We start from the raw sequence: 13,286 nt of genomic DNA on the forward strand, positions 1-13,286 counted from the left end.
ATCGCGGGCCCGGTGGTTCCCCGAAGCGCACGCGACTTACTGACGGATCGTCAGATTCGGTCTACCGTAGGACACATGGAGACCGAGCGCACGGATACCTTCCCGAAGATCATCTCGGTGGACGACCACACGGTGGAGCCCCCCACCGTCTGGCAGGACCGCCTCCCGTCCAAGTACCGGGACATCGGCCCGCGCATCGTCCGCGCCCCCTTGAAGGAAATGACGTTCCTCGGCGGCAAGTTCGCGCCGGTCATGGGCGCCAAGGGCGACGACGGGCCGGTCGGCGACTGGTGGGTGTACGAGGACCTGCACCGCCCGCTGACCCGCCTCGACACGGCGGTCGGCTACGACAGGGACGAGATCCGGCTCGAAGTCATCACCTACGAGCAGATGCGCAAGGGCTCGTACGACGTGACGGCACGCCTCGCCGACATGGACGTGAACCACGTCCAGTCCGCGCTCTGCTTCCCCACCTTCCCCCGCTTCTGCGGCCAGACCTTCACCGAGGCGTCCGACCGCGAACTCGGGCTGCTCGCGGTGCGGGCGTACAACGACTGGATGGTGGAGGAGTGGTGCGGCCCCGACGCCCACGGCCGTCTCATCCCGCTCACCCTGATCCCGCTGTGGGACGCCGGCCTCGCCGCCGCCGAGGTCCGCCGCAACGCCGCACGCGGGGTGCGCGCGGTGGCCTTCTCCGAGATACCGCCGCACCTGGGACTGCCGTCCATCCACACCGACGCGTGGGACCCCTTCCTCGCGGCGTGCGACGAGACCGGCACGGTCATCGCCATGCACATCGGCTCGTCCAGCAAGATGCCCTCCACCTCACCGGACGCACCACCGGCCGTCGGCTCGACGATCACCTTCGCCAACTGCTGCTTCTCGATGGTCGACTGGCTGATGAGCGGCAAGTTCGAACGCTTCCCCAACCTGAAGATCATGTACGCGGAGGGCCAGATCGGCTGGATCCCGTACATCCTGGAGCGGGCGGACGTGGTGTGGGAGGAGAACCGGGGCTGGGGCGGCGTCGCGGACAAGGTCCACCGCCCCCCGTCCGAACTCTTCACCGAGCACGTCTACGGCTGCTTCTTCGACGACGCGTTCGGCCTCCGCAACCTGGACGCGATCGGCGTCGCCAACGTCCTGTACGAGACGGACTACCCGCACTCGGACTCGACGTGGCCCAAGTCCAAGGAGGTCGGCGAGGCGCAGATGGGGCACCTGGCGGGGGATGTGGTGGAGCGGATCGTGCGGGGCAACGCGATCGAGCTTCTCGGGCTTACGCCCGGGGGGTTGTGGGCGGGGGAGTAGGCGGGGGCGCGGAGGAACCCGGGCCCGGCGGGACCCCGCACACCCGCAACCCCGCCGGGGCCCCCGGGGCTCAGCGCCCGGCCGCGTAGGAGACGAAGGCGGCCCAGGTGCGCGGGGTGACGCCGAGGCGGTCGCCTTCGGGGGTCTTGGAGTCGCGGATGTGGATGGTGGTGGGGCAGGCGGCGATCTCTACGCAGTCTTCGCCGTCACTGCTGCTGCTGTAGCTGCTCTTGAACCACGTCGCGGCGACCTCGACGCAGTCGTTGCCGTTGCTGCTGTCGCTGTAGGTGCTCTTGAACCACGTCAGCTCGGTGCTTTCGACGGCGGACTCGCGGATCATGTTTCTCCCAGCACTCGCTCGATGAAGGCCCGTGATTCCCCTGGCGTGAGAGCCTGGGCCCGGATGATGCCATAGCGCAGTTCCAGGATACGAAGCTGGCACGGATCTGAGATCGGCCGACCACCGAATTTGCCATCCCCACGACCTACCGCTGAGCCGTTGCCGAACTTCAGCACCTCGATCATGCCGGCCGTCCCGGGGTGGTCGCCGCGGGACGTCGGCATCACCTGGAGTTCCACGTTCGGCAACTCTGCCAACACTAGGAGCCGTTGGAGCTGCTGGCGAAGAACCGTGCTCCCTCCGATCGGTCGCCGCAGCGTCACTTCCTCCTGGACGAAGCTGAGCTCGGGGCCAGGCGTGCGATCGAAGACGGAACCACGGGCGACCCTCGCGGAGACCATCCGCTCCAGTTCGCCCGACGAATAGGCGGGCCTTCGTGTTCGCAGGAGCGCCCGCGCGTACTCCTCCGTCTGCAACAGCCCATGGATGTTGTGGTTGGCGTACATGCACAACTCCACCGCCTGCCCCTCCAGTTTGGCCAGTTCGCGAACCGTCTTCGGGTATCGGGCCACGGCGACGTCCTTCTTCATCGCCGAGAGCCTGCCGCCCGCCCCCAGTACCTCGTCCGCCTGGTCGAGGTACTCGGAGCGGGGGATCCGCCGCCCGCCCTCCACCTTGTAGACCAAGTCCTCGCCGTACCCAATCGCCGCACCGAACTCCGCCGCCGTCAACCCGGCGGTCTCGCGCCAGAGTTTGAGCTGGCGCCCCACCGTCGCCGCCACCGCACACGCCTCGTCGTCCGGGTCCACGCCCCAGTCGTCACTCATCCGCACCCACCTCCGAGCAAAGCCGTACCCCCGGACACTCGGGACGCCACCGGACAGAGCCGGGACAGAAACTCTGCGTACTCACCCGATCACTGGTCAGGGTAGGCGCGCGTGGCCACGCTGAGTGACGTGAAAGAAGAAACTGCCCCAGAGGTACGTCAGTTCAGCGTCCAGCTCTCCTGTACACGGCGCGGCGTCCGGATCGCCCGGGTGCTGGCGATCGAGCAACTGCGCCGGTGGGGGCGGGAGTTCGAGGAGGTGCAGTACGTCGTGGGCGAGCTGGCGGCCAATGCCGCGCTGCACGGGCGGGTGCCGGGGCGGGACATGCGGCTGGTGCTGCGGGACGACGGGGTGACCCTGCGTATCGAGGTCGTGGACGCGCGCGGTGACCGGCTGCCCGTGGTGCGCAGGGACCCGGGCGGCGAATCGGGCCGGGGGCTGCTGCTCGTCGCGGCGCTCGCCGACCGCTGGGGCGTCCTCGCGGGGCCGGGCCCCTGCAAGACGGTGTGGGCGGAGCTGCCGGTGCCGCGCGCGGCGGGCCGCGAGGGTCCGGGGCCGGGCTCAGGCGGCCGTGCGGGGAGCGGCCACGTGCCACCGTCCGCGCGTGACGGTGAGGGCGGCGCCCAGGACGCACCCCACCAGCACGCCCACGCCGTGGTTGTTGTGCAGGACGCACAGGACACCGCCTGCGGCCGGGATCAGGAGGGGGAGGAGGCGGCGCGGCAGCGGGCCGGAGCGTAGGGCTACGGTCACGGCGAGGGCGCCCACCAGGCCGCACAGGGCCACCGAGTCGCCGCCGCCGACCGGGCTCCACCCCGCCATGCTGACCGCCTGCGCGGCGACCCCGCTCACCGCGAACACCACCGGCATCACGGCCGGGCCGAGCGCGCGCTGGGCGGCCGGTGCGATGACGAGCAACGCTGCCAGGTTGAAGGCGAGTTGGTACCAGCCGGAGGTCTGCACCAACAGCGCGGTCACCGCCCGCCACCAGGGCGCGCCGGGCTCGCGCCGGAGGTGGCCCATGACGGACGGCGCCGCCGTCTGCACGACGGCCATCACCGTCATCGCGCCGGCCATGGCCGCCGCCACCCACGGCACCGGCCGCCCCCACAGGGCACGCACCAGCTCGACGGGGCTCATGCGCCGCCCGCCGCCGACGAGGCTCTTGATGACCTCGACCCCGGGCAGCACGACGGCCGCCGCGCAGCCGTAGAGGATCACCGTGTGAAGGGACATGGCTTCATCCTGACCGGTGGCCCCCGGGGCGCGGCAGAGCGGTCCGTCCTCGGACGGCGGTGACATTCGTCCGGCCCGGCGTCACCATGAACGCCATGGCGCTGACACCTGACGAAGCAGACAGGATCCTTGCCGACAACTTCGCCCCCTGGGTGCTCGAACTCGGGCTCCGTGTCGAGGAGACCGGCGAGCGGCACGCCGTGCTGCGCCTGCCCTGGTCCGAGCGGCTGGCCCGGGACGGCGGCGGGCTCAGCGGTCAGGCCCTGATGGCCGCCGCCGACACCGCCACCGTGATCGCGGTGGCCTCCGCGCGAGGAGCGTACGGCCCGATGACGACCGTGCAGCAGTCCACGAGCTTCCAGCGCCCGGTGACCGGCGCGGACGTCCTGATCGACGCCCGCGTGACCAAGCTCGGCCGGCGGATGGCCTTCGCCGAGATCACGATGACGGCCGAGGGAACGGAAGAGCCGGCCGCCCGCGCCTCCACGGTGTACGCCCTCCTCGGCTGAGCCCGGATATGTGACTGGCGAGGCGCAACTCGGTTTTTCCCGGAGGCAGTTGTAGTTGACCAATGCATTGCCCGTGCTATATCAAACCTAGGCTCCGATGGATGAAATGAGGTCGCCTGGAATCGATGGTCAAGTGATCGTTTCGCATGTTACGTTCGGTCGTGTCCGGCAGGGAAAGTCCGGTTGACGGTCCGTCGGCCCTACGCAGAGACGGAGCGTCCTGGATGAGCGACACCGCGTCCGCCCGCGCCGCCGCCCGGGTCACCTGGGCCCTTCCCCTGTTGGCACTGGCCCCGCTCGCGGTCATCGGCGTCCTCGCGGATCGGACGTCCGGTGGATGGAGCGGAATTTCCTGGGCGCTGTTGACCCTGTCCTTCCTTTTGGCCGCGTTCGAGTGGACGGCGGTATTGCGTCACGGAACTCGCCGGTCCGCGCGATGGGGCATGTGCATTCTCGTCCACGCCGTGCTGGCCTGGCAGTTGATTGCTCTTTTGATGCGCGCGTAACGGCACTCACGCCTTCAAGGCGATGAGACGGTACAGCGGGTCCGGGCGTGCCATGTCCTGGTCCGGTAGCGCGGCGAGGCGTCGGTGCGCCTCGGACGCCTCGTCCGGTGCCGCCGCGTCCGTGTACCAGGGGATGCGGCCGGCCTCGATCGCCTGACGCCATCCGTGCGGGCTGCGGCCCTGCCCGATTCCGGGGAACACCGTCTCTCCTGCGAGCTCCAGCCCCAGCTCCGCCGCCCAACTGAGCACCCGAGCACCGTCGTCGGGGACGCGGGGCGCGTACTGGCGCCGCAGGTCCGCCGTGACCTGGGCGATGTCGCTGTCCTCGGCGAAGTGTGCGTCGTTCTTGTCGACGGTGGTGATCAGTACCCCGCCGGGCCGCAGCACCCTGGCCGCCTCGGCCAGGACCGATGCGGGGTCCGGCAGGAGGTGCAGCAACCAGACGATCACGACGGCGTCCACGCCCTTCGATGCGAAGGGCAGCCGCGTGGCGTCGCCGCACACGACGCCTCCCGGCAGCCGCTGCCCGGCACGGCTCAGCATCCCGGGCGAGCGGTCGATGCCCACCACGGTCCGCTCCGGGCCCCGCAGCCTGCTGGTCACGATGCCCGTCCCGCACGCGATGTCCAGGATCGTGGACGGTCCTCGCGGCAGCAGCGGCTCCACCGCGGCAGCGGCCGCTTCGGCTCGCGGTTCACCGCCTCGGGACGCGTCGTAGGTCCGGGCCTCGTCGTCGTAATTGATCACCCGCCCATTCTGGCCCGGCGTCCGTCGCGCGGCGCATCCATTACGGGGCGGCCTCGAAGTGTCCTTCGCGAGTCACCGCTTCCCGGCACCGTCGCCTCCCGCACACCCCTTGCCTGACGATGCATCAGCTATGACGATGGGGTCCGTACGCATGTGACGGATCGTCAGATACGGCTGGAGGCGGGCACGCGGTGCCGATACTGCCGAACGGGCGTCTGGTGTACGGGATGCAGCTTCCCGTCCAGTCGCAGAGCACCATGTACGCGGAGGAGTGGGAGGCCGGCGCCGGCCCCCGCGACCTCGTCGAGATCGCGCGGGCCGCCGACCGGTCGGGCTTCGCCTATGTCGCGAGCTGCGACCACGTGGCCATTCCGCGCCGGCTCGCCGGGCCGATGAGCACCATCTGGTACGACCCGGTCTCCACCCTCTCCTACCTGGCGGCCGCCACCGAGCGGGTCCTGCTGATGAGCCATGTCGCGGTCGTTGGGCTGCGCCACCCCCTCGTCACCGCCAAGCAGTACGCGACCTTGGACCACCTCAGCGGCGGCCGGCTGATCCTGGGGGTCGGCGCCGGGCACGTGCGGGAGGAGTTCGACGCGGTCGGGGCGGACTTCGAGCGCCGCGGGCCCGTGCTCGACGAGACGATCGACGCGCTCAGGGTCGCGCTCGGGCCCGAGGAGTACCCCGAGTTCCACGGCGAACGGTTCTCCTTCGACGGGCTCTGCCAGCGGCCCCGGCCGGCGCAGCGGCGCGTGCCGATCTGGGTGGGCGGGTCGTCCCCGGCGGCCGTGCGGCGGGCCGCCCTGCGCGGCGACGGCTGGCTGCCGCAGGGAGACCCGCGCGATCGACTGCCGTCCCAGATAGCCAGGTTGAGGGAACTGCGGGAGCGGGCCGGCGTGGACGATCCCATCACCGTGGGCGCGATCACCGAGGCGCTGTACGTGGGTGAACCCGGCTGGGCCACCGGCCGGCGCACCCTCACCGGCAAACCGGAGGCGCTCGCCGAGTCCCTGCGGGCGTACCGGGCGATGGGCGTGGACCAGATCCAGGTGCGGTTCCGGTCGCGCGGATGCGACGAACTCCGCGACCAGATGGCCGCGTTCGGGGCCGAGGTCGCCCCGCACCTCAATGACTAGGAGTCGCTATGGGCAAGCTCGACGGACGGGTCGTCTTCATCACCGGTGGTGCGCGGGGGCAGGGGGAGCAGGAGGCGCGGCTGTTCGTGGCGGAGGGCGCCCAGGTCGTCGTCGCCGATGTGCTCGATGAGCAAGGGGAGGCTTTGGTAAAGGAGTTGGGTGAGGGGGTCGCCCGGTTCGTGCATCTCGACGTGAGCCGGGAGGAGGAGTGGGGGGCCGCCGTCGCGACGGCCAAGGAGGCCTTCGGGAAGATCGACGGGCTGGTCAACAACGCGGGGATCCTTCGTTTCAACTCGCTCGTCGACACCCCGCTCGACGAGTTCATGCAGGTCGTCCAGGTCAACCAGGTCGGCTGCTTCCTCGGGATCAAGACGGTCGCGCCCGAGATCGGTGCCGCGGGCGGCGGCACCATCGTCAACACCGCCTCGTACACGGCGATGACCGGCATGGCGGCGGTGGGGACGTACGCGGCCACCAAGCACGCCATCCTCGGCCTCACCCGGGTCGCCTCGCTGGAGCTCGCCCACCTCGGGATACGGGTCAACGCGGTGTGTCCCGGGGCCATCGACACCGCGATGTCCAACCCGGCGCAGCTCGATCCGACGGCGGACGCGGCGCAGACCTCGGCCGCCCTCGACGAGCTCTACCGCAAGCTCGTGCCGCTCGGCCGGGTGGGCAGGCCCGAGGAGGTGGCCGCCCTCGCCCTCTTCCTCTCCGCGGGGGACTCCTCGTACATCACGGGACAGCCCTTCGTGATCGACGGCGGGTGGCTCGCGGGGGTGTCGCTGTTCTGACGGTGCGTCAGGTATTGACGGTCCACGCGGCCGGTGGAACAGTCGAGCCCGTCACAATCTGACGATGCGTCAGAAACTCGTGATATCTCATGAAGGAGAAGTCCCTTGGAATTCGGACTCTTTGTGCAGGGATACGTGCCGGCAGCACGGTCCGCGGTCGACCCCATGGCGGAGCACAAGGCGCTGATGGAGGAGACGAAGTACGTCATCCAGGCCGACAAGTCCGGCTTCAAGTACGCCTGGGCCTCCGAGCACCACTTCCTGGAGGAGTACTCCCACCTCTCGGCCAACGAGGTCTTCCTCGGCTACCTCGCCCACGCCACCGACCGCATCCACCTCGGCTCGGGCATCTTCAACCCGCTGGCCCAGGTCAACCACCCGGTCAAGGTCGCCGAGAAGGTGGCCATGCTCGACCACCTCTCCGAAGGCCGCTTCGAGTTCGGCAGCGGCCGAGGCGCGGGCTCGCACGAGATCCTCGGGTTCATACCGGGCGTCACCGACATGAACTACACCAAGGAAATCTGGGAAGAGACCATCGCGGAGTTCCCCAAGATGTGGCTCCAGGAGGAGTACCCGGGGTTCCAGGGCAAGCACTGGCAGCTTCCGCCGCGCAAGATCTTCCCCAAGCCGTACGGGAAGTCGCACCCGGCCATGTGGTACGCCGCCGGGTCGCCGTCCTCGTACGCGATGGCGGCGCGCAAGGGGCTCGGAGTGCTCGGGTTCTCCGTGCAGAAGGTCTCCGACATGGAGTGGGTCCTGGAGCAGTACAAGACGGCGATCCGGGACGCCGAGCCGGTCGGGGACTTCGTCAACGACAACGTAATGGTGACGTCGACGGCGATCTGCGCGCCGACGCACGACGAGGCGGTACGGATCGCCGTCGAGGGCGGGCTCAACCGGCTCCAGTCGCTGGTGTTCCGCTACCACGACACGTTCCCTCGTCCCGAGGGGATTCCGGAGTGGCCGGAGCTGCTGCCGGAGTACAACGCGGAGATCATCGAGCTGCTCATCGCGGAAGAGCTGATGATCTGCGGGGATCCGGACGAGGTTGCTGCGCAGTGCGGGCGGTGGGAGCGGGCGGGGGCGGATCAGTTGTCCTTCGGACTGCCGATCGGGGTGTCGTTCGAGGACACGATGCAGACGATTCGGTTGATCGGGGAGCATGTGATTCCGAAGATCGACACGGATCCGGTGCACCGGACGTCCCGCTTCCGGGCGGCGTCGGGTTCCTGAGGGGTCTGCCCACCCCTTCGCCCCGGCGGCGGGTTGCGAGGCCCGGCCCCCTGGGGCTCCGCCCCAGCCCCCGACGCGTTTTCCCACCCTCCCCCAAGCTCTTAATGAGCAGGGGGGACCCCCATCCCGTGCGGCGAGTTGAGAGGCTCGGCTCCCTGGGGGCTCCGCCCCCAGACCCCCGTTCGCGCCTTAAGGGCGCTCGTCCTCAATCTCCCCCAAGGCCTTAAGGGCCAGGGGGGACCCCCATGACGGACTGAGGATGCCCATGCGGGCCGGCACCGAGCAGTTAAGGGGCGCGGGGAACTGCGCGGGACGCGGGCACGGTCCGCAGACGAAGGTGGGGTTGGGGGAGCGGGGCTGTGGGCGCGAGCCATCGGCGCCCGGTGCCCTACAGGGGCGCGGGGAACTGCGCGGGACGCGGGCACGGTCCGCAGACGAAGGTGGGGTTGGGGGAGCGGGGCTGTGGGCGCGAGCCATCGGCGCCCGGTGCCCTACAGGGGCGCGGGGAACTGCGCGAGACGCGGGCACGGTCCGCACCCGAACCGGGGGTTTTTGGGGGCGCGGGGAACTGCGCGACCAGCCGTCCACGGTCCGCGGACGAAGGCGGGGTTAGGGGCGCGGGGAACTGCGCGACCAGCCACGCACGGGCTGCGGGTGGAAGGGGGGTGGGGCCGAGCCCGTCGACCCCGGGGAACGGGGGGTGGGTGGGGAACCCCCCGGGCCGGGGCCCAGCGAGCCCGACCGACGGGCGGAGGGCGCGAAGAACCCGCCCCGCATGCGCGAGACGGCGTCTTCCCGGACCGCCGTCTCGTAACCCGCCCCGGCCGGAGGCAACCCCGCGGCCGCCCCCGGCCGGGCCGGGCCCACCCCCCGGGTGCGACGTACCCCGGGTGCCAAGAGGAGCTCCGTACCGGAAAGCCGTACCGGAAACCCGTACCGGAAAGCCCGTACAGGAAAGGGACCCCATGCTCGACCATTTGATCAAGGGCGCCACCCTCGTGGACGGCACCGGCGCCCCCGCCCGGCTCGCCGACGTCGGGATACGGGCGGGGCGGATCGCCGTCGTCGCCGGGCCAGGAGGGGTGACGGAGGGCGCCGTCACCAGTGAGGACGCCACCGGGCTCGTGCTCGCGCCCGGGTTCGTCGACCCGCACACCCACTACGACGCCCAGCTGTTCTGGGACCCGTACGCCACCCCGTCCATGAACCACGGCGTCACCACCGTCGCCGGCGGCAACTGCGGATTCACCCTCGCCCCGCTGCACCCCGACCGTCCCGAGGACGCCGACTACACCCGGCGCATGATGTCCAAGGTGGAGGGGATGTCCCTCAAGGCCCTTGAGGAGGGGGTCAGTTGGGGCTGGAGCGGCTTCGGGGAGTACTTGGACGCACTCGACGGACGCATCGCCGTCAACGCGGGGTTCATGGTCGGGCACTGTGCGCTGCGGCGCCACGTGATGGGGCCCGACGCGGTCGGCGGGCAGCCGAGTCCCGAGCAGCTCGACGCCATGCTCGCCCTGCTCCACGACGCCATGGACGCCGGCGCCTGGGGGCTCTCCACCACCCAGTCATCCACCCACTCCGACGGCGACGGCAAACCCGTGGCATCCCGGCACGCGCTGCCCGCCGAACTCCTCGCGCTGTGCGAAGCCGTCGGGCAGCACGAGGGCACGCAGTTGGAAGCGATCGTCGCCGGGTGCCTCGACCAGTTCGCGGACGACGAGATCGACCTGCTCGTCGAGATGAGCTCCGCCGCGGGACGTCCGCTCAACTGGAACGTCCTGACCATCGACGCCGCCGTACCCGAACGCGTACCGCGTCAGCTGATCCCAAGTGAGCGTGCCCGCAAGGCCGGTGGCCGCATCGTCGCGCTCACCATGCCGATCCTGACGCCCATGAACATGTCGCTCGGCACGTTCTGCGCCCTCAACCTCATACCGGGGTGGGGCGAGATCCTCGGCCTGCCCGTCCCCGAGCGCATCGACAAGCTGCGCGACGCGGACGTACGGGCCGAGATGCTGCGGCGCGCCGACAGCAAGGAAGCCGGCATCTTCCGGCGGCTGGCCAACTTCGGGCGCTACGTCATCGGTGACACCTACAGCCCCGAGAACGAGGGTTTGTCGGGGCGGGTGGTCGGGGACATCGCCGCCGAGCGGGGGCTCGACCCCTTCCACTGCCTCGTCGAGATCTGCGCCAACGACCTTCTGCGTACAGTCCTTTGGCCCATGCCGACCGACAACGATCCCGCCACCTGGGAGCTGCGCCGCGAGACCTGGGAGCACGACGACGTGCTGCTCGGCGGGTCCGACGCCGGGGCGCACCTCGACCGGATGTGCGGGGCTCCGTACACCACCCGCTTCCTCGGGGACTGCCTGCGCGGGCGCAAGCTCGTCCCGTTGGAGCGGGCCGTGAAGATGCTCACCGACGATCCCGCCCGCCTCTTCGGGCTGCGCGGGCGCGGGCGGATCGAGGAGGGGTTCCATGCCGACCTCGTCCTGTTCGACCCGGAGCGCATCGAGGCCGGGCCCGCCACCCTCGTGCACGACCTGCCGGGCGACAGCCCCCGGCTCGACTCCAAGGCGATCGGCATCGTCTCGGTCCGGGTCAACGGCGTCGAGACGCTCCGCGACGACCGGGTGACGGGCGCGGTGCCCGGCACCGTGCTCCGTTCGGGGCGCGACACCAGGACGGTGAGCACCAAGTGAGCGCACAGGAAGAAAAGTTGTTCATCGGTGGCGAGTGGGTCGAGCCCGACGGCGGGCACTATCCCGTGCTCGATCCCGCGACCGAGGACGTGGTGGGGCTCGCGCCCGAGGCCGGCCGCGACCAGGTGTACCGGGCGGCCGCCGCGGCGCGGGAGGCCTTCGGCGCCTGGTCGCGCACGCGTCCCGAGGAGCGGGCGGCGATCCTGGACCGGGCCGCCGACCTCATGCAGCGCGACTTCGTGGCCAACGCCGAACTCGCCCGCGCCGAGACCGGAGCCACCACCGCCACCGCCCGCGGCATGCAGGTCGGGGTGGGGGTCTCGCGGTTCCGGCGGTACGCCAAGGGCGCCCTGGAGCCGGTGGAGCGGGCGCTCGTACCGCAGGTGAACGAGGCGGGGCCGATGGGGCGCGCGGGGGTGTTCGGCGCGCTCGCCGTGCGCCAGCCGGTCGGTGTGGTCACCTGCATCACCTCGTACAACAATCCGTGGGCGAATCCGGCGGGCAAGGTGGCGCCCGCGCTCGCGATGGGCAACACCGTCGTGGTGAAGCCCGCTCCGCAGGACCCGCTGTCGGTGTTCAGGATGGCGGCGGCGCTGGAGGAGGCGGGGGTGCCGCCCGGGGTTGTGAACGTGGTCACCGGGTCCGCGCCGGCGGTCGGCGAGGCGGCCGTCGACTCGCCCGACGTCGACATGGTCTCCTTCACCGGTTCCACCGCCGTGGGGCAGCGGATCGCCGAGGTGTGCGGGCGCGACATGAAGCGGCAGCTGATGGAGCTCGGCGGCAAGGGCGCCGCGGTCGTCTTCGACGACGCCGACCTCGACTCGGCGGTCCAGGGCATCGGCACCACGTTCTCCTTCTACAGCGGGCAGATCTGCACCGCGCCGACCCGCGTCCTGGTCCAGCGCGCCGTCCACGACCAGCTGGTCGAGAGGCTCGCGGCGTACGCCGGGTTCCTGAAGGTCGGAGATCCGACGGCCCGTGACACGGTGGTCGGTCCGGTCATCTCGGCCGCCCACCGCGACCGGGTGGAGTCTTATGTGGAGCTGGGCCGCAAGGAGGGGGCGACGGTCGTGGCGGGCGGTGAGCGCCCACCACTCGACCGCGGTTTCTATGTGGCCCCGACCCTCCTCGCGGAGTGCACCAACGCCATGCGGGTGGCCCGCGAGGAGATCTTCGGCCCGGTCGTCGTGGTCATCCCCTTCGACGACGAGGAAGAGGGCGTCGCGCTCGCCAACGACAGCGAGTACGGCCTGCTCGACTACGTGTGGTCCGGCGACGTGGCCCGCGCCTTCCGCGTCGCGCGCCGGCTGCGGGCCGGCGGGGTGGGAGTGAACACGATCGGCCGCAACATGGAGGCGCCGTTCGGCGGCTTCAAGAAGAGCGGGGTGGGCCGGGACGTCGGCTCGTACGCGCTGCACGCGTACAGCGAACTCCAGTCGATCGTCTGGCCCGGCTAGACCGCGCTGTTGCTGCCTGGCTGCTCCTGCCCGACTGTTCCGCCCCGACTGTTCCGCCCCGACCGTTTCTCCCCGACCGTTTCTCCCCGGCTGCTACTTGGGCTGGAGCTCGGCCATCTGGCTCCAGCCCTGTCCGGGCACCTCGACGTTGATGATCTCCGGGGTGGCGGCGATGGCACCGGCCATCGTTTCGAGCCCGGCCCGGAAGTGGTCGGACTCGACGTGGGCCGAGCCCGCGGCGGCGTCGGCGAAGGCTTCGAGCAGGGTGTACTGGGCGGGGTCGTCCAGGCCGCGCGACCAGTCGAAGAACAGGTTGCCCGGCTCGGCGCGGGTGGCGCGGGTGAAGGCGTCGACGAGGGTGGGCCAGTTGTCGGCGTGCTCGGGGCGGACGGTGAACCTGACGGCGATGAAGATCATGCCTTTCACTGTGCCAGGCCCACCCACCCACCGCGAAACCGGCCATACCGGACGCCCGTCGGGTGCCG

Annotated in this window: 13 protein-coding genes and 1 pseudogene; 9 read left to right on the forward strand and 5 right to left on the reverse strand. The window is 70.7% G+C overall.

The genetic code is table 11. The features are described from left to right. The first annotated feature begins 75 nt into the window (after positions 1-75). The gene (locus OG432_RS19660; protein WP_328312263.1) at positions 76-1,311 is read left to right on the forward strand and encodes an amidohydrolase family protein; all 1,236 of its coding nucleotides are present in this window, start codon (positions 76-78) and stop codon (positions 1,309-1,311) included. Between the two features lie 70 nt (positions 1,312-1,381). Here the strand turns inward: OG432_RS19660 and OG432_RS19665 are convergent, their stop codons facing one another. Both OG432_RS19665 and OG432_RS19670 read right to left on the reverse strand, forming a co-directional pair. After that, on the reverse strand, positions 1,382-1,651 hold the full coding sequence (locus OG432_RS19665; RefSeq protein WP_328312264.1) for a DUF397 domain-containing protein: 270 nt from the start codon (positions 1,649-1,651) through the stop codon (positions 1,382-1,384). Continuing rightward, positions 1,648-2,478 (reverse strand): helix-turn-helix domain-containing protein, encoded by an 831-nt coding sequence (locus tag OG432_RS19670; RefSeq protein ID WP_328312265.1) that lies wholly within the window; start codon positions 2,476-2,478, stop codon positions 1,648-1,650. The genes OG432_RS19665 and OG432_RS19670 overlap by 4 nt, the downstream gene beginning before the upstream one ends. A 258-nt stretch (positions 2,479-2,736) precedes the next feature. On the opposite strand from OG432_RS19670, the pseudogene OG432_RS34945 reads away from it, so the two are divergent. Next, positions 2,737-2,949: pseudogene (locus OG432_RS34945) on the forward strand (ATP-binding protein); the annotation flags it as partial. Between the two features lie 90 nt (positions 2,950-3,039). Here OG432_RS34945 and OG432_RS19680 read toward each other — a convergent pair. Further along, positions 3,040-3,714 (reverse strand): rhomboid family intramembrane serine protease, encoded by a 675-nt coding sequence (locus OG432_RS19680; protein WP_443058416.1) that lies wholly within the window; start codon positions 3,712-3,714, stop codon positions 3,040-3,042. 95 nt (positions 3,715-3,809) lie between these two features. Here OG432_RS19680 and OG432_RS19685 point away from each other — a divergent pair, with 95 nt between their 5' ends. Together OG432_RS19685 and OG432_RS19690 are read left to right on the forward strand one after the other, a co-directional pair. Further along, positions 3,810-4,223 carry a PaaI family thioesterase gene (locus OG432_RS19685; protein ID WP_328312267.1) on the forward strand — a complete coding sequence of 138 codons (414 nt, stop codon included), beginning with the start codon at positions 3,810-3,812 and terminating at the stop codon, positions 4,221-4,223. 224 nt (positions 4,224-4,447) lie between these two features. Beyond that, positions 4,448-4,729 (forward strand): hypothetical protein, encoded by a 282-nt coding sequence (locus OG432_RS19690; RefSeq protein WP_328312268.1) that lies wholly within the window; start codon positions 4,448-4,450, stop codon positions 4,727-4,729. A 6-nt stretch (positions 4,730-4,735) separates the two neighbouring features. Here the strand turns inward: OG432_RS19690 and OG432_RS19695 are convergent, their stop codons facing one another. Then, a complete protein-coding gene (locus OG432_RS19695; protein ID WP_328312269.1) occupies positions 4,736-5,476 on the reverse strand; it encodes a class I SAM-dependent methyltransferase in 741 nt (246 codons plus the stop codon). A 227-nt stretch (positions 5,477-5,703) separates the two neighbouring features. Here OG432_RS19695 and OG432_RS19700 point away from each other — a divergent pair, with 227 nt between their 5' ends. The 5 genes from OG432_RS19700 (at position 5,704) to OG432_RS19720 (ending at position 12,801) form a co-directional block, all read left to right on the forward strand. Next, positions 5,704-6,612: an LLM class F420-dependent oxidoreductase gene (locus OG432_RS19700; RefSeq protein ID WP_443058589.1), complete on the forward strand. Its 909-nt coding sequence runs from the start codon at positions 5,704-5,706 to the stop codon at positions 6,610-6,612. 8 nt (positions 6,613-6,620) lie between these two features. Next, positions 6,621-7,406, forward strand: a complete 786-nt coding sequence (locus OG432_RS19705) for an SDR family NAD(P)-dependent oxidoreductase (protein ID WP_328312271.1) — start codon at positions 6,621-6,623, stop codon at positions 7,404-7,406. Positions 7,407-7,511: 105 nt separating this feature from the next. Then, positions 7,512-8,639, forward strand: coding sequence for an LLM class flavin-dependent oxidoreductase (locus OG432_RS19710; RefSeq protein WP_328312272.1), 1,128 nt, complete (start codon positions 7,512-7,514; stop codon positions 8,637-8,639). 965 nt (positions 8,640-9,604) lie between these two features. Continuing rightward, positions 9,605-11,344: an N-acyl-D-amino-acid deacylase family protein gene (locus OG432_RS19715; protein WP_328312273.1), complete on the forward strand. Its 1,740-nt coding sequence runs from the start codon at positions 9,605-9,607 to the stop codon at positions 11,342-11,344. Continuing rightward, positions 11,341-12,801: an aldehyde dehydrogenase family protein gene (locus OG432_RS19720; RefSeq protein ID WP_328312274.1), complete on the forward strand. Its 1,461-nt coding sequence runs from the start codon at positions 11,341-11,343 to the stop codon at positions 12,799-12,801. Before OG432_RS19715 ends, OG432_RS19720 begins: the two co-directional genes overlap by 4 nt. A gap of 93 nt (positions 12,802-12,894) precedes the next feature. On the opposite strand, the gene OG432_RS19725 is transcribed toward OG432_RS19720, so the two are convergent. After that, the gene (locus OG432_RS19725) at positions 12,895-13,218 is read right to left on the reverse strand and encodes a putative quinol monooxygenase (protein WP_328312275.1); all 324 of its coding nucleotides are present in this window, start codon (positions 13,216-13,218) and stop codon (positions 12,895-12,897) included. Positions 13,219-13,286 lie beyond the last annotated feature (68 nt).

Source organism: Streptomyces sp. NBC_00442, assembly GCF_036014195.1.
Classification (GTDB): Bacteria; Actinomycetota; Actinomycetes; order Streptomycetales; family Streptomycetaceae; genus Streptomyces.

What these genes read in the sequence shown, in the direction of transcription:
- OG432_RS19715 (WP_328312273.1), top strand. Translation starts at nt 9,605, where the DNA reads ATGCTCGACCATTTGATCAAGGGCGCCACCCTCGTGGACGGCACCGGC.
- OG432_RS19685 (WP_328312267.1), top strand. Translation starts at nt 3,810, where the DNA reads ATGGCGCTGACACCTGACGAAGCAGACAGGATCCTTGCCGACAACTTC.
- OG432_RS19700 (WP_443058589.1), top strand. Translation starts at nt 5,704, where the DNA reads ATGCAGCTTCCCGTCCAGTCGCAGAGCACCATGTACGCGGAGGAGTGG.
- OG432_RS19665 (WP_328312264.1), bottom strand. Translation starts at nt 1,651, where the DNA reads ATGATCCGCGAGTCCGCCGTCGAAAGCACCGAGCTGACGTGGTTCAAG.
- OG432_RS19690 (WP_328312268.1), top strand. Translation starts at nt 4,448, where the DNA reads ATGAGCGACACCGCGTCCGCCCGCGCCGCCGCCCGGGTCACCTGGGCC.
- OG432_RS19660 (WP_328312263.1), top strand. Translation starts at nt 76, where the DNA reads ATGGAGACCGAGCGCACGGATACCTTCCCGAAGATCATCTCGGTGGAC.
- OG432_RS19705 (WP_328312271.1), top strand. Translation starts at nt 6,621, where the DNA reads ATGGGCAAGCTCGACGGACGGGTCGTCTTCATCACCGGTGGTGCGCGG.
- OG432_RS19670 (WP_328312265.1), bottom strand. Translation starts at nt 2,478, where the DNA reads ATGAGTGACGACTGGGGCGTGGACCCGGACGACGAGGCGTGTGCGGTG.
- OG432_RS19680 (WP_443058416.1), bottom strand. Translation starts at nt 3,714, where the DNA reads ATGTCCCTTCACACGGTGATCCTCTACGGCTGCGCGGCGGCCGTCGTG.
- OG432_RS19725 (WP_328312275.1), bottom strand. Translation starts at nt 13,218, where the DNA reads ATGATCTTCATCGCCGTCAGGTTCACCGTCCGCCCCGAGCACGCCGAC.